Origin of the sequence: Patulibacter sp., from assembly GCF_030655195.1 — a bacterium.
In the GTDB taxonomy this organism is placed as follows: domain Bacteria; phylum Actinomycetota; class Thermoleophilia; order Solirubrobacterales; family Solirubrobacteraceae; genus Patulibacter.
In genome coordinates this window covers 1-15,576 of the sequence record NZ_JAURWA010000103.1, presented here as the reverse complement: position 1 = coordinate 15,576, position 15,576 = coordinate 1, and the positions used below count along the sequence as shown (strand labels likewise).

Sequence of the window (15,576 nt, the reverse complement as noted above, 5' to 3'; positions counted from 1 at the left end):
GCGCCGGCCGCCGCTGCGCCCGACGCGGCCCCGGCCGCCGCGGCCCCGACGACGTCGACCCCGGCGAAGTCGGCGGCCAAGGCGTCGGTCCTGTCCTCCGCGCTGCGGGTGGCGGGCACGGCGTCCAAGGCCAGCGTCGCGGTCCCGGTCCGGTGCGCCACGGCCTGCGCCGGCACGGCCCGGCTCGTCGCCACGAGCGCGCTGCGCAGCGCCGGCATCAAGAAGGGCGGCGTGCTCGCCACGGCGTCGGTCAAGCTCGCCGGCGGCAAGAAGAGCACCCTGCGCCTGGTGGCCAAGGGCAAGGTCGCCAAGGCGCTCAAGCGCGGCGGCGTCAAGCGGGCCAAGCTCGTGATCACCACGGGCAAGGGCACGCAGGTCGTCAAGACGGTGCGGCTCGTCCTGCGCTGAGCGGCGACCCCACGACCCGGACCGGGCCCTCGCCCGCCACGCGCCAGGACGGCGCGGGGTGGGGGAGGGCCCGTCGTCGTTCGGTGGCGGCGCGACAGCACCACGTCCGACGGCCGCGCCGACGCCACCTTCGCGGATCCTGAAGGGCTTATCAGGCGGGCCTCAGCAGAAGCGGACCGTCGTCACACCCGGCTTGCGCGCTGCAGGGGCCCGAGGTACCGTCGATGGAGGACGTGCCCCTCGCCGTCCCGCCCTCGCACCCCACGCCGGAGCCCCAATGGCGATCCAGAAGTCCCCCGCACCGCCGTCCCGCAGCAGTCTGCTGCGTCGCATCCGCGCGCTCGAGTCCAAGCTCGAGGAGATCGACGGCGGATCCGGTCGGGCCGGTCGTCAGGACGACCCGGCGGCCGAGGTGCACGAGCTGATCGCCTCGGGGCGGCCGATGACCGCCGTGCGGCGCTACCGCGAGATCACGGGGGCCACCGAGGCCGAGGCCCGTGACGCGATCACGCAGCTCGGCGGCTTCGCGGCCCAGGACGACTGAGCCGGACCCACCGGCGCCCGGGTCGTCGCGACGCCGGGACACCGCCGGTCGTCGGCGGGTCCAGACCCGAGAACACGGCGCCCGCCGCCGGCGCCACGCTCCTCGACCGCTGCGCGGCGACCGCGCACGTCGACACATTCGGACGATCCGCACGCGCCCCGGCGACCGGGTACACTCCGGTCGTCGACCGATAGTCGTAGCCGTCCTCCCATCGGATCCCGCGCCACATACGCGGGTCTGCAGGACGGGGTCCGTGACCGTCGACCGCCCTCGCCACGGGGTCAGGTGCCCCGTGTGCTAATTTTCTTGTGTTCGTATCCGCGCGTGGACTGGACGTCCGCGCGGCCCGGGTGCGAATCCTCGCCCGACACACCGACACCCCCGAGGAGTCGCCCACCTTGTCCACGGTCAACGCCCTGCGCACGCGACGCACGTTCGCACGTCTGGATCAGGTCCTCGACGTCCCCAACCTCATCGACATTCAGCGCCGCTCCTTCGAGTGGCTCGTGAATGGCGTGAAGGGTGGGCTCCGAGAGACCATCGACGACATCTCCCCGATCGAGGACTACACCGGCAACCTCGCCGTGGAGTTCGGCGAGCTGGAGTTCGGCGAGGAGACGCACACCCTCGCGGAGTGCAAGGAGAAGGGCCAGACGTACTCGCGCCCGCTCTCCGTCGAGGTCTCGTTCGTCAACCGCGAGACCGGCGAGATCCGCGAGCAGTCCGTCTTCATGGGCGACTTCCCGTGGATGACCGAGCGCGGGACGTTCATCGTCAACGGCACGGAGCGCGTGGTCGTCACGCAGCTCGTCCGTTCGCCGGGCGCCTACCTCATGGAGCCGAAGGACCGCGAGAAGCAGGTCTTCGTCGCCAACCTCATGCCGGCCCGCGGCTCGTGGCTCGAGCTCGAGGTCGACAAGAAGGGCAAGGTCTTCGTCCGGATCGACCGCAAGCGCAAGCTGCCGGTCACGGTCCTCCTGCGGGCCATGGAGTACAACCCGGAGCTCGACTCCGACGTCGAGGAGTCCGACGCCGACGTCGACGCGCTCGACCAGGTCCTCCTCGACCGCTTCGAGGGCTCCGCCTACGTCCGCAACACGCTGCTGACGGACACCGAGGCGACGCGCACCAAGAAGGGCGCGCTCATCGAGCTGTTCAAGAAGCAGCGCCCCGGCGAGCCGCCGACGGTCGACGCCGCGTACGCCCTGCTGCAGACGCTGTTCTTCGACCCCAAGCGCTACGACCTCACGCGCGTCGGCCGCTACAAGCTGAACTCGCGGCTGAACCTCGACATCGACCTCGAGACGCGCCACCTCACCCCCGAGGACATCTACGCGCTCATCAAGGAGCTCATCAAGCTCCCCCGTGAGCTCGGGATCCCGGAGGAGGAGGACGTCGAGGTCAAGGACTACGCGGCCGAGGCCTCGGCCATGCCGCGCGAGCCCGTCGCCGACCTGCTCGACGAGTACGAGCACTTCGGCAACCGTCGCCTGCGCACGGTCGGCGAGCTGATCCAGGACGCGTTCCGCGTCGGCCTCTACCGCATGGAGCGCGTCGTCCGCGAGCGCCTCACGACGGAGGACGAGGACACGATCACCCCGCAGTCGATCGTGAACATCCGCCCGGTCTCCGCGGCGCTGAAGGAGTTCTTCGGCTCCTCGCAGCTCTCGCAGTTCATGGACCAGAACAACTCGCTGGCCGGCCTGACGCACCGCCGCCGCCTGTCGGCGCTGGGTGCCGGTGGCCTGACCCGCGAGCGCGCACCGATCGAGGTCCGCGACGTCCACCCGACCCACTACGGCCGCATGTGCCCGATCGAGACCCCGGAGGGCCCGAACATCGGTCTGATCGGGTCGCTGTCGAGCTACGCGCAGATCTCCGAGCACGGCTTCATCACGACGCCGTACCGCGTGGTCGAGAACGGCAAGGTCACCGGCGAGATCGTCCACCTGGACGCCACGCAGGAGGAGGAGGGGCTGGCCGCGCAGGCCGACGCCCCCGTCGGCGGCAACGGCGAGCTGCTCGAGGACGAGGTCCTCTGCCGCACGCAGGCCGGCAAGTACGTCGTCATCCCGAAGACCGAAGTCACGCTGATGGACGTCTCTCCTCAGCAGATCTGGTCCGTCGCCACGGCGATGATCCCGTTCCTCGAGCACGACGACGCCAACCGCGCCCTCATGGGCTCGAACATGCAGCGCCAGGCGGTGCCGCTCCTGAAGACGGACGCGCCCCGCATCGGCACCGGCATGGAGGCCCGCGCGGCCCAGGACTCCGGCGACGTGGTCCTGGCCAAGAACGCCGGCTCGGTGCAGTACGTCGACGCCAAGCGCATCGTCATCGAGCACGCCGAGGGGCGCGACGAGTACCACCTCGAGAAGTTCGAGCGCTCCAACCAGGGCACGCTCATCCACCAGCGCCCGCTGGTCAAGCGCGGTCAGGAGGTCGGCGCGGGCTCCGTGCTCGCCGACGGCTCCTCGACCTCGATGGGTGAGATGGCCCTGGGCAAGAACCTCATGGTCGCGTTCATGTCCTGGGAGGGCTACAACTTCGAGGACGCGATCATCCTCAGCCGCCGCCTGGTCAGCGACGACGAGCTCACCTCGGTGCACATCGAGGAGTACGAGATCGACGCGCGCCAGACCAAGCTGGGCGACGAGGAGATCACCCGCGACATCCCGAACCGCGCGGAGGAGTCGCTGCGCAACCTCGACGACCGCGGCATCGTCCGCGTCGGCGCCGAGGTCGGCTCGGGCGACCTGCTCGTCGGCAAGGTCACGCCGAAGGGCGAGACCGAGCTGACGGCGGAGGAGAAGCTGATCCGCGCCATCTTCAAGGAGAAGGCCCGCGAGGTCCGCGACACCTCCCTGAAGGTCCCGCACGGCGAGGGCGGCGTCGTCATCGACGTCAAGACGTTCCACAAGGACGAGGGCGACGACCTGCCCCCGGGCGTCAACGAGCTCGTTCGCGTCTTCGTCGCGAAGAAGCGCAAGATCTCGGAGGGCGACAAGCTCGCCGGCCGCCACGGCAACAAGGGCGTCATCTCGAAGATCGTCGACATCGAGGACATGCCGTTCCTCGAGGACGGCACCCCCGTCGACGTCATCCTGAACCCGCTGGGCGTGCCGTCGCGCATGAACGTCGGTCAGGTGCTCGAGATCCACCTCGGCTGGGCCGCCGCGCAGGGCTGGTACCCCGACGGCACCCAGGCGTGGGACGAGCGCGAGGGCAACAAGGGCGGCGGCGTCTACGTCTCCACCCCGGTGTTCGACGGCGCGACGGTCGCGCAGGTCGACGAGGCCCTGGTCAAGTGGCAGGACAACCACACGGCCAACGGCGGCGCCATCAACATGGACGTCGACAAGTCGCGCCCGGACGGCACGCAGGCCAGCGGCAAGTTCACGCTCTTCAACGGGCGCACCGGCCAGCCGTTCGACGCGCAGATCACCGTCGGCTACATGTACATCTTGAAGCTCCACCACCTCGTGGACGACAAGATCCACGCGCGTGCCACAGGCCCGTACTCGCTCGTCACCCAGCAGCCGCTGGGCGGCAAGGCGCAGTTCGGCGGCCAGCGCTTCGGCGAGATGGAGGTCTGGGCGCTCGAGGCGTACGGCGCCGCCTACACGCTGCAGGAGATGCTGACGATCAAGTCCGACGACACCGTCGGTCGCGTCAAGGCCTACGAGGCGATCGTCAAGGGCGAGAACATCGCCGAGCCGAGCGTCCCGGAGTCCTTCAAGGTGCTCCTGAAGGAGATGCAGGCGCTCTCCCTCGACGTCCGCGAGATCCACGACGAGGGCGCCGCCGGCGGCGCCGACGACGAGGACGAGCTGCTGCGCGCGGCCGAGGAGCTCGGCATCGACCTGGGTGGCGTCCGCGCCGACCTGGGCGACGAGCCCGCCGCGGACGAGGCACCCGAGAACAACGCAGAGTCCCCCGCGGAGGTCGCCCCGGCGACCGAAGCAGCGGCGGACGAGGTCGCCCCGGCGGCCGCGGAGGACGAGGCGTAGGACCGGCCCGGCCGGCGACCCGCCCCACCCGCCCCCGCCACGAGCGGGGGCGGGTGAGGAGCGGCGTCGCCCGCCACGCCGACCCCCGCCCCGCCAAGCACACGATCAGGGACCACACCCACCGTGCACGACATCAACACCTTTGACGCCATCGAGATCGGCCTCGCCTCCTCGAAGCAGATCCGCTCCTGGTCCTCCGGCGAGGTCCTGAAGCCGGAGACGATCAACTACCGCACGCTCCGCCCCGAGCGCGACGGCCTCTTCTGCGAGCGCATCTTCGGTCCCACCAAGGACTGGGAGTGCTACTGCGGCAAGTACAAGCGCGTCCGCTACAAGGGCATCATCTGCGAGAAGTGCGGCGTCGAGGTCACGCGCTCGAAGGTCCGCCGCGAGCGCATGGGTCACATCGACCTGGCCGCCCCCGTCAGCCACATCTGGTTCTTCAAGGGCGTGCCGAGCCGCATCGGCTACCTGCTCGACATGGCTCCCAAGGAGCTCGAGAAGATCCTGTACTTCGCCGCGTCCATCGTGACGTGGGTCGACCAGGAGGCCCGCTGGCGCGACCTCCCCGAGCTCGAGGCGCAGGTCCAGGAGGACCTCGACCAGAGCTCCTCGATGGAGAAGGACGAGCTCTCCGGCCTGGAGAACTCGCTCAAGGTCCGCGAGCAGTACCTGCAGGACGGGTCGCAGGACGACTTCGGTGACGACGACCACCTGTGGGCCGAGTCGCTCGACATCACCGTCGGCAAGCTGACGGACGACGAGCGCAAGAAGCTCCTCACCGACACGAAGAAGCAGCTGACGGCCGAGATCGACGATCTCCGCTCGCACTACGAGGAGTCCCGCGCCCGCCTGCGCGAGGTCTGGAAGCTCTTCGCGAACAAGCTCGAGCCCAGCGACGACCCGCCCAACGAGGGCGAGGAGTGGCCGCTGACCGCCTTCACCGACAAGGCGATCGAGAAGGACGACCTCGTCCCGCAGACGGTCATCGCGGACGAGACGTTCTTCCGCGAGCTGAAGATGCGCTTCGGCTCGGTCTACGGCTACGGCGAGTACTTCGGCGGCGGCATGGGCGCGGAGTACATCCGCGAGCTCATGCTGATCAAGCCCGAGTACGACCGCGAGGCCCCGCGCCGCGACGTCGACTCCGAGCGCCTCGCCGGCGTCGAGCTCGACATCCGCGACCAGCCCGGCTTCTGCCTGAAGCACGAGCGCGAGGACCTCGAGGACCTCGTCAAGAACGGCAAGGGCCAGAAGCAGCAGCGCGCCGTCAAGCGGCTGAAGGTCCTCTCGGCGTTCTACGACCCCGAGAACGCGCCGTACTACTCGCAGGTCAACAAGCCCGAGATGATGATCCTGGACGCGGTCCCGGTCATCCCCCCGGACCTGCGCCCGATGGTCCAGCTCGACGGCGGCCGTTTCGCGACGTCCGACCTCAACGACCTGTACCGCCGCGTCATCAACCGCAACAACCGCCTCAAGCGGCTCCTCGACCTCGGCGCGCCCGAGATCATCGTGAACAACGAGAAGCGCATGCTTCAGGAGTCCGTCGACGCGCTCTTCGACAACGGCCGTCGTGGTCGCCCGGTTACGGGCCCCGGCAACCGTCCGCTGAAGTCGCTGTCCGACATGCTCAAGGGCAAGCAGGGCCGGTTCCGCCAGAACCTGCTCGGCAAGCGCGTCGACTACTCCGGCCGTTCCGTGATCGTGTCGGGCCCGTCGCTGCGCCTGCACCAGTGCGGCCTGCCGAAGCTGATGGCGCTCGAGCTGTTCAAGCCGTTCATCATGGCCCAGCTCGTCGAGCGCAAGGACGCGCAGAACATCAAGGCCGCCAAGCGCCTCGTCGACGAGTCGCGCGAGGAGGTCTGGGACGTCCTGGAGCAGGTCATCCAGGAGCACCCGGTGCTGCTCAACCGCGCGCCCACGCTCCACCGCCTCGGCATCCAGGCCTTCGAGCCCGTGCTGATCGAGGGCAAGGCCATCCGGGTCCACCCGCTGGTCTGCGCCGCGTTCAACGCGGACTTCGACGGCGACCAGATGGCCGTGCACGTCCCGCTGTCCGCCGAGGCCCAGGCCGAGGCGCGACTGCTGATGCTGTCGTCCAACAACATCCTGTCGCCGTCCAACGGGCAGCCGCTCGCGACGCCGTCGCAGGACATGGTCATCGGCGGCTACTACGTGACCCTGGGCGACGAGCCCGAGGTCCTGGCCGAGAAGCACAAGTCGCTGTACGACGGCACGTGGCCCGAGGACGAGCGCAAGCCGCGCGTCTTCCGGACCGCCAACGAGGCCACCCTCGCCGACCAGCACGGCGGGGCCAAGCTGCACGACCTCGTCGAGTTCCGCGCCGAGGGCCGTGCGCCGGTCCTCACGACGCTCGGCCGCGTCATCTACAACGACCGCATCGAGCGGGCGCTGATCGAGACGCTGGGCGCCGAGTACGACCCGTCGTCGTACGTCTTCATCAACCAGTCGATGCGGAAGAAGGACACCTCCCGCTTCATCGACCAGCTGGTGCAGATCTACGGCCCGTCCACGATCGCGACCGTCCTGGACGCGTTCAAGGACCTCGGCTTCGAGTTCGCGACCCGCGCCGGCGTGACGATCTCCAAGAACGACGTGGTCATCCCGCCCCGCAAGGGCGAGATCATCAAGAAGTACGAGGACATCGTCGCCGGGATCGAGGAGCAGTACGAGGACGGCCTCATCACGGAGTACGAGCGCCACGAGCTCATCGTGAACAAGTGGAACGAGGCGACCGAGGAGGTCGCCCAGGCCATGGAGGACAACTTCCCGGCCCGGAACCCCATCTACATGATGGCCAACTCCGGCGCTCGTGGCTCGCTGAAGCAGATCCGTCAGCTGGCCGGCATGCGTGGCCTGATGTCGAACCCGAAGGGCGAGATCATCGAGCGGCCGATCAAGGCCAACTTCATGGAGGGCCTGGACGTCCTCGAGTACTTCATCTCCACCCACGGCGCGCGCAAGGGTCTGGCCGACACCGCCCTGCGTACCGCCGACTCGGGATACCTGACGCGTCGCCTGGTCGACGTGTCGCAGGACGTGATCATCCGTGAGCACGACTGCGGCACCGAGGGCTGGATCGACATGCCGGTCTACAACGAGGTGCAGGAGCTCAACCCGAACCTCGCGGGTCGCGTCACGGCGCAGGACCTCCTGATCGGCGGCGACGTCCTCGTCCCGAAGGGCGAGGAGATCGACAACGTCCGCGTCCTGCGGATCACGGAGATGGGTCCGCCGGAGGAGCGTCCGACGGTCGCCGTCCGGTCCGTGCACAAGTGCGAGGCCCTCACCGGCATCTGCCAGGCGTGCTACGGCCGCTCGATGGCCTCCGGCCAGCTGGCCGAGATCGGGGACGCGGTCGGCATCGTCGCGGCGCAGTCGATCGGCGAGCCCGGCACCCAGCTGACCATGCGCACGTTCCACACCGGCGGCGTCGCCGGCGCGGACATCACGCACGGTCTGCCGCGTGTCGTCGAGCTGTTCGAGGCCCGCAAGCCGAAGGGCCTGGCGAAGATCGCCGAGCACGACGGCGTGATCGCGGTCGAGTCCACCGACAAGGCGCTGACCGTCGTCGTCACCGACGCGGCCGGCGACGAGCACCGCTACACGTTCCCGCGCCGCACGCGCCTGTTCGTGGAGGACGGCCAGAAGGTCAAGGCCGGCGAGCAGCTCAACGAGGGCTCGCTGTACCCGCACGAGCTGCTGGAGCTGCAGGGCCGCACCGCGACCGAGCAGTACCTGGTCAAGGAGGTGCAGTCGGTCTACAAGTCGCAGGGCGTGGACATCAACGACAAGCACATCGAGCTGATCGCCCGCCAGATGCTCAAGCGCGTGCGCGTCGAGCAGAAGGGCGACTCGGACTTCCTCCCCGGCCAGTTCGTCGACCGGAACGAGTTCTTCCGCGTCAACGAGCAGATCGAGGCGGACGGCGGCGAGAAGGCGACGTACGAGGAGGTCATCCTCGGCATCACCAAGGCGTCGCTGAACACCGACTCGTTCCTGTCGGCGGCCTCCTTCCAGGAGACCACCAAGGTCCTCACCGACGCGGCGCTGGAGGGCAAGCGGGACGACCTGCTGGGCCTGAAGGAGAACGTCATCATCGGCAAGCTGATCCCGGCGGCGACCGGCCTGCGGCACTACCGCCGGATCGAGATCGAGCCGACGGACCCGCTCCCGCACGGTGGCGACGTCGCCCTGCTGGACGGCGACGAGCTCCTGGGCGACATGGGTCTCGACGGCGGCCAGCCGTACGGCGACGACCTCTCGCAGGACCTGCGGGATCTCGAGCAGCTCGGCGGCAGCCAGGGCGACCTGGCCGACGAGCTCATCGAGCTCGACGTGCCGGCCCCGGGGCCCGACGACCGGATCTGATCCGCGGGCGCCCCGGGCGCCCGGACCGCAGCACCCGACGCCCCGGCCTCCGCCGGGGCGTCGCCCGTTCCGGGGGCCCGCTCGACGGACGATCGACCCTCGGGACGGTCGCCGGAGGGGGCCGCGAAGAGCGATCTACGTCACAGGAGACGGCCGTTCTGCCGCGGGGGCGCGGCGTTCCCGTCAACTCTTGGACGAACCGGAGCGCATCCTTCGGCGAGGTCGCTACGGTGTCCTCAACGAACCGACCGATGAACGGAGAGGGGCCCAGTCGGGCAGCTCTCCGCCACACGTTCACACGCTCCTCATGCTGCAACTCGGAATCGTCCTCGCCCTCCTCAGCGCCCTCGCGGCCAACCTCGGGTTCCTCTACAAGCACCGCGGTGCGAACGAGGCCCCCGCGGTCGACATGCGCCACCCGATCAAGACGGGGCTGGCGCTGTGGAAGTCCCGCTGGTTCGCCGCGGGCATGCTGATCGGCGCGGTCGGGTGGGCGTTCCACACGGCGGCCATCGCCGTGGCCCCGATGTCGGTGGTCCAGGTCGTCCTGGCGGGCGGCATCGTCCTCGTGGCGGTGCTGGCCGACCGCGTGTTCGGCATGACGGTCGGCCGGCGCCAGTGGGCGGGCCTGATCCTCACCGGCATCGGGCTGGCGATGCTCGTCGTCGCCATGCCCGGGGTGGACTCGGCCAACAGCAACTTCCGCGTCCTGGGCCTCGCGCTCTTCGAGGGCATCCTCCTGACCGTCGGCGTGCTGATGATCCTCGGCGGCCAGCACGAGCGCGGCGCACACCTCCGCGGCCCGCTCATGGGCGCGGCGGCCGGCGTGCTCTTCGGCGTCTGCAACGTCGCCGTGAAGGCCACCACCGGTGTCATGGGCGCCGGCGGCAGCGTCATCACCCCCTGGATCTTCGTGGCGATCTGCGCGTCGGTCCTCGCGTACTACATCTCCGCGCGATCGCTGCAGGAGGGCGGGGCCGTCGAGGTCATCGCCATCACCGCGACGGGCGCCAACGTCGTCGGCATCCTCGGCGGGTTCGTGGTCTTCGGCGATCCGATCGCCACGGACACGATCGGCATCGTCGTGCAGTCCGTCGCGTTCGTGATGGTCATCCTCGCCGCCGCGCTCCTCCCGGCCCCGCGGGCCGCGTCGAGCGGACCCGGCGGCGGGACCGTCGGCGCCGCGGCCTGACCACGCGGCAGGTCTCCCGGTCCGGAGCGGCGCCTGGTCGCCCGGTTTCTCTCCGAGGCCTGACCGCGCGGCAGATCTCCCGGTCCGAGGCGGCGCCGAGTCGCCCGGCCTCGCGCGCGGCCTGACCGCAGGACCGCAGGACCGTGGGGCCAGGCCCGTCGCGGGGCGGCCCCGTCGTGGTCAGCGCGGTGCGGTCGCGTCCAGGATGACGTCGGCCACGCGCTCCGGGGCGTCCCAGAGGGGGATGTGACCGCAGCCGGCCAGCGGCACCAGGCGGGAGTAGGAGAGGCGTTCCACGACGCGGCGCCCTTGGCGCGGGAGCAGCAGCGCGTCGCGCTGGCCCCAGGCCACGGTGAGCGGTGCGAGAAGCCCGCCCGCGACGACCTCCTGTCCCATGGCGGCGCGCAGCACCGGGAGGGTGCCGGGGCTGTGGGCCATGCTGCGGACGAGCCCCGCGGCGTCCTCCGGCGGGACCGCCCAGGGCTTGGCGAACATCTGGGCCCCCAGCGCGGCGCGCAGCGTGGCCTGCGGCGCGAGGCGGTCGACCTGGCCGGCGATGGCGCGGCTGGCCGCGTGGGTGGCGCGGATGCTGGCCTTCGCGAAGGCCATCTCCGGCAGGGTCGCGAAGCCGATGGGGGAGACGGCGACGGCGGAGGAGACGGTCCCCGCCCGCGCCAGCTCGATCGCGATGCCGCCGCCGAGCGACAGCCCCGCCACGGCCGGCCGGTCCAGGCCGAGCTCGGCGATGGTGCCCGCGACCGCGTCGGTGAGGCGGGCCAGGGTGGGCGACCCGGCGAGCGACCGGCTGTCGCCGAACCCGGGGAGGTCGACGGTGACGACCGTGCGGTCCCGCGTGAGATGAGGGAGGAGCGGGCCCCAGACGTGCCGATGGCCCCCGAGGAAGTGCAGGAGGACGAGCGGCGGCCCCTCCCCGTGACGGTCGTGAGCCAGCATGGCGGCGAGCCTATACGCAGAACGACCCGCACCGGGCGGGTATCGTGGGGCGTGCGGAGACCGGTGGGCGACGGCGGGCGGGGGGCGCGATCCCTTCCGGCAGCACCGTTGCTATATTCCCCCGTCGCATGCCCACGACCAGTCAGCTCGTACGCAAGGGGCGCAAGCCCAAGGCGAAGAAGCTCTCCACTCCCGGCCTCAAGTCCGGACCGGGGCGCAAGAAGAAGGTCGCAGCGCCTCAGCGCCGCGGCGTCTGCACCCGCGTCTACACGACGACCCCGAAGAAGCCGAACTCGGCTCTGCGGAAGGTCGCCCGTGTCCGTATCTCCTCGGGCATCGAGGTCACGGCCTACATCCCGGGCGAGGGTCACAACCTGCAGGAGCACTCCGTCGTGCTGGTCCGTGGTGGCCGCGTGAAGGATCTCCCGGGCGTGCGGTACAAGGTCGTGCGCGGTTCGCACGACGCCGCCGGCGTCAGCGACCGCAAGCAGTCCCGCTCGCGGTACGGCGTCAAGAAGGGGAAGAAGTAGCCCATGGCACGTCGTTCCAGTGCTGTGACCCGCACGCTCGAGCCGGACGCCGTCCATCGCTCGCGGCTGGTCCACCAGGTCGTCAACAAGGTCATGCTCGACGGCAAGAAGTCGACCGCTGAGGGAATCGTCTACGACGCCCTCGCGATCCTCGCCGAGAAGACCGGCGGCGACCCCGTCGAGCAGCTCGAGGAGTCCATCAAGGCCCTCACCCCGCAGCTCGAGGTCCGCTCCCGTCGCGTCGGTGGCGCCACGTACCAGGTCCCGGTCGAGGTCCCCGCCCGTCGCTCCCGCACGCTGGCGATCCGCTGGCTCGTCGAGGCCTCGCGCAACCGCCGCGAGCGTTCGATGGCCTCGCGCCTCGCGAACGAGCTCATCGAGGCCCAGAAGCAGCAGGGCGGCGCGTACAAGAAGAAGGACGACATCTTCCGCATGGCCCAGGCCAACAAGGCCTTCGCCCACTACCGCTGGTAGGCGGTCACATGCGAGGCGCCCGCGGGCGCTTCGCATCTCGGCCCCGGCGAGGATCGGCAGGACTGGCGTCCAGCTCTCACCTCACCGGAGCCGACCTGCTCGACCCACGAGCCCCTCGCACGCAACCGCAGGGGCAGGATCGAGCACTCAGGGCGCCCGACGGGCGCCCTTCGTCGTTCCCGGGGCCGTCCCCCGGCCGTGTCCGCCGTACTCCTGGCGGGCCCTGGGCCGGCCCCGAATCCGCTCCACGGGGCGGGTTCCGTTCCCGGAGGGACGCTGCTATAGTCCTCCGTCGCTGCCCGTCTGGAGCCCGCGCTTCGAGCGCTGGCGATCGGCAGCACCCCCGGTCCCGCATCGTTGGGACCGAGCAGTACCTCCGCAGGCGCTCTGCTGCGGGACCCCGGTCCCGACGTCGAGTCCCTTCAGCGCGGAGCCCCCGGTCCTTGCCTCCCCAAGTCGTCTGCGCACCTCGGAAGCTCTTCTATGTCTCGTAAGTACTCCCTAGAGAAGACCCGGAACATCGGGATCATGGCGCACGTCGACGCCGGCAAGACGACGACGACCGAGCGCATCCTGTTCTACACCGGGCGCACGTACAAGATCGGTGAGGTCCACGACGGCTCGGCCACGATGGACTGGATGGAGCAGGAGCAGGAGCGTGGCATCACGATCACCTCCGCTGCCACCACCTGTTTCTGGAAAGGCATGGCCGGCAATTTCGACGAACACCGCATCAACATCATCGACACACCGGGCCACGTGGACTTCACGATTGAAGTCGAGCGCTCGATGCGCGTGCTTGACGGCGCTGTCATGGTGTATGACGCGGTCGGCGGCGTGCAGCCCCAGTCGGAAACCGTCTGGCGCCAGGCCAACAAGTACAAGGTGCCACGCCTTGCGTTCGTCAACAAGATGGACCGCACCGGCGCCGACTTCCTGCGCGTGCGCCAGATGATGATAGACCGCCTGAAGGCCAATCCTGTCGCGATCCAGATCCCGATCGGCGCCGAAGACAAGTTCCAGGGCATCGTCGACCTCGTCAAGATGAAGTCCATCATCTGGGACGAAGACAAGGGCGTGACCTTCAAGTACGGCGAAATCCCGGCTGACCTCACCGACGTCTGCAACGAATTCCGCGAAAAGCTGGTCGAAGCCGCTGCCGAAGCCAGCGAAGAGCTGATGAACAAGTACCTCGAAGGCGAAGCGCTGACCGAGGAAGAGATCAAGGCCGCGATCCGCCAGCGCACCATTGCCGGTGAAATCCAGCCGATGCTGTGCGGTTCCGCGTTCAAGAACAAGGGCGTGCAGGCCATGCTCGACGCCGTGATCGAATACATGCCGGCTCCAACCGACATTCCACCTGTCACCGGCATCGATGAAGATGAACAGCCCGTCGTTCGCCAGGCTGACGACAGCGAGAAATTCTCCGCGCTGGCCTTCAAGCTGATGACCGATCCGTTCGTGGGCCAGCTGACCTTCGTGCGCGTCTATTCCGGCGTGCTGAGCAAGGGTGACAGCGTCTACAACCCGGTGCGCGGCAAGAAAGAGCGTATCGGCCGTATCGTCCAGATGCACGCCAACAACCGCGAAGAAGTCAGCGAAATCCGCGCCGGCGACATCGCTGCCTGCGTGGGCCTGAAGGAAGTGACCACCGGCGAAACGCTGTGCGATCCATCCTCGATCGTGACGCTCGAGCGCATGATCTTCCCGGAATCCGTGATCTCCCAGGCTGTCGAGCCGAAGACCAAGGCCGACCAGGAGAAGATGGGCATTGCCCTGCAACGCCTGGCCCAGGAAGATCCTTCTTTCCGCGTCAAGACCGACGAAGAATCCGGCCAGACCATCATCGCCGGTATGGGCGAGTTGCACCTGGAAATCATCGTTGACCGCATGAAGCGTGAGTTCGGTGTGGAAGCCAACGTCGGCAAGCCACAGGTGGCCTACCGCGAAACCATCCGCAAGACGGTGGAAGACGCTGAAGGCAAGTTCGTTCGCCAGTCCGGTGGTAAGGGCCAGTACGGCCACGTCGTGCTCAAGATCGAGCCGAACGAGCCAGGCAAGGGCATCGAGTTCATCGACGCCATCAAGGGCGGTGTGGTTCCACGCGAATACATTCCTGCGGTTGAAAAGGGCATCAACGAAGCCGTGACGTCGGGCGTGCTCGCCGGCTACCCGGTGGTCGACGTCAAGGTCACGCTGCACTTCGGTTCGTACCACGACGTGGACTCGAACGAACTCGCGTTCAAGATGGCCGCCATCTTCGGTTTCAAGGAAGGCTGCCGCAAGGCCGGCCCCGTGATCCTGGAGCCGATGATGGCTGTGGAAGTCGAAACGCCGGAAGACTACGCCGGCAACGTGATGGGCGACTTGTCCTCACGCCGCGGCATGGTCCAGGGCATGGAAGACATGATCGGTGGCGGCAAGGCCATCAAGGCAGAAGTGCCGCTGTCCGAAATGTTCGGCTACTCGACCACGCTGCGTTCGATGTCGCAAGGCCGTGCCACTTACTCCATGGAGTTCAAGCACTACGCCGAAGCGCCACGCAACGTGTCCGAAGCCATCATGGCTGCGCGCGCCAAGTAAAAAAACCGGCGCCAGCCCGCAAGGCTGGCGCCACATTCCTTGTCTGCGATTGTGTGCCCCTCCGTGCCCGTGCGGAGTGAATCAGCAACACAGTGCAGACGTTAAACCGTACACGGGCAAGTTCTTTATCTGGAGAGAAAAATGGCAAAAGGCAAATTTGAGCGGACCAAGCCGCACGTCAACGTTGGCACGATTGGTCACGTTGACCATGGCAAGACGACCCTGACGGCAGCGATCACGACCGTGCTGGCAGCAAAGTTCGGCGGCGAAGCCAAGGGCTACGACCAGATCGACGCAGCACCTGAAGAAAAGGCACGCGGCATCACGATCAACACCGCCCACGTTGAATACGAAACCGAAAACCGTCACTACGCGCACGTGGACTGCCCAGGCCACGCCGACTATGTGAAGAACATGATCACCGGCGCTGCCCAGATGGACGGCGCTATCCTGGTGTGCTCGGCCGCTGACGGCCCGATGCCCCAG

The 15,576-nt window shown here is 68.7% G+C and carries 10 protein-coding genes; 9 read left to right on the top strand and 1 reads right to left on the bottom strand.

What is annotated here, in order from left to right:
* The 5 genes from Q7T67_RS10595 to Q7T67_RS10575 form a co-directional block, all read left to right on the top strand.
* Window positions 1-408: hypothetical protein (locus Q7T67_RS10595; RefSeq protein ID WP_304788856.1), on the top strand; the 408-nt coding region annotated here is incomplete at its 5' end.
* Window positions 409-685: 277 nt separating this feature from the next.
* Window positions 686-952: a hypothetical protein gene (locus Q7T67_RS10590; RefSeq protein ID WP_304788854.1), complete on the top strand. Its 267-nt coding sequence runs from the start codon at window positions 686-688 to the stop codon at window positions 950-952.
* Window positions 953-1,350: 398 nt separating this feature from the next.
* The gene (locus Q7T67_RS10585; protein WP_304788852.1) at window positions 1,351-4,962 is read left to right on the top strand and encodes a DNA-directed RNA polymerase subunit beta; all 3,612 of its coding nucleotides are present in this window, start codon (window positions 1,351-1,353) and stop codon (window positions 4,960-4,962) included.
* Between the two features lie 123 nt (window positions 4,963-5,085).
* Window positions 5,086-9,357, top strand: coding sequence for a DNA-directed RNA polymerase subunit beta' (gene rpoC / locus Q7T67_RS10580; protein WP_304788850.1), 4,272 nt, complete (start codon window positions 5,086-5,088; stop codon window positions 9,355-9,357).
* A 307-nt stretch (window positions 9,358-9,664) separates the two neighbouring features.
* Entirely contained in the window at window positions 9,665-10,549 is an 885-nt protein-coding gene (locus Q7T67_RS10575) for a DMT family transporter (RefSeq protein ID WP_304788848.1), read from the top strand.
* Window positions 10,550-10,729: 180 nt separating this feature from the next.
* On the opposite strand, the gene Q7T67_RS10570 is transcribed toward Q7T67_RS10575, so the two are convergent.
* Complete coding sequence (locus tag Q7T67_RS10570) at window positions 10,730-11,503, bottom strand: alpha/beta fold hydrolase (RefSeq protein ID WP_304788846.1); 774 nt, start codon at window positions 11,501-11,503, stop codon at window positions 10,730-10,732.
* 128 nt (window positions 11,504-11,631) lie between these two features.
* Here Q7T67_RS10570 and rpsL point away from each other — a divergent pair, with 128 nt between their 5' ends.
* The 4 genes from rpsL to Q7T67_RS10550 form a co-directional block, all read left to right on the top strand.
* Window positions 11,632-12,033: a 30S ribosomal protein S12 gene (gene rpsL, locus Q7T67_RS10565; RefSeq protein WP_304788844.1), complete on the top strand. Its 402-nt coding sequence runs from the start codon at window positions 11,632-11,634 to the stop codon at window positions 12,031-12,033.
* Between the two features lie 3 nt (window positions 12,034-12,036).
* A complete protein-coding gene (gene rpsG, locus Q7T67_RS10560; RefSeq protein WP_304788842.1) occupies window positions 12,037-12,507 on the top strand; it encodes a 30S ribosomal protein S7 in 471 nt (156 codons plus the stop codon).
* A 483-nt stretch (window positions 12,508-12,990) separates the two neighbouring features.
* On the top strand, window positions 12,991-15,090 hold the full coding sequence (gene fusA, locus Q7T67_RS10555) for an elongation factor G (RefSeq protein WP_304788840.1): 2,100 nt from the start codon (window positions 12,991-12,993) through the stop codon (window positions 15,088-15,090).
* Between the two features lie 141 nt (window positions 15,091-15,231).
* Window positions 15,232-15,576 (top strand): GTP-binding protein (locus Q7T67_RS10550; protein ID WP_304788838.1); only part of this gene is annotated, 345 nt, incomplete at its 3' end.

Coding starts and splice junctions, on each gene's coding strand:
- Q7T67_RS10590 (WP_304788854.1), top strand. CDS start 686: ATGGCGATCCAGAAGTCCCCCGCACCGCCGTCCCGCAGCAGTCTGCTG.
- Q7T67_RS10575 (WP_304788848.1), top strand. CDS start 9,665: ATGCTGCAACTCGGAATCGTCCTCGCCCTCCTCAGCGCCCTCGCGGCC.
- Q7T67_RS10570 (WP_304788846.1), bottom strand. CDS start 11,503: ATGCTGGCTCACGACCGTCACGGGGAGGGGCCGCCGCTCGTCCTCCTG.
- rpsL (WP_304788844.1), top strand. CDS start 11,632: ATGCCCACGACCAGTCAGCTCGTACGCAAGGGGCGCAAGCCCAAGGCG.
- rpsG (WP_304788842.1), top strand. CDS start 12,037: ATGGCACGTCGTTCCAGTGCTGTGACCCGCACGCTCGAGCCGGACGCC.
- fusA (WP_304788840.1), top strand. CDS start 12,991: ATGTCTCGTAAGTACTCCCTAGAGAAGACCCGGAACATCGGGATCATG.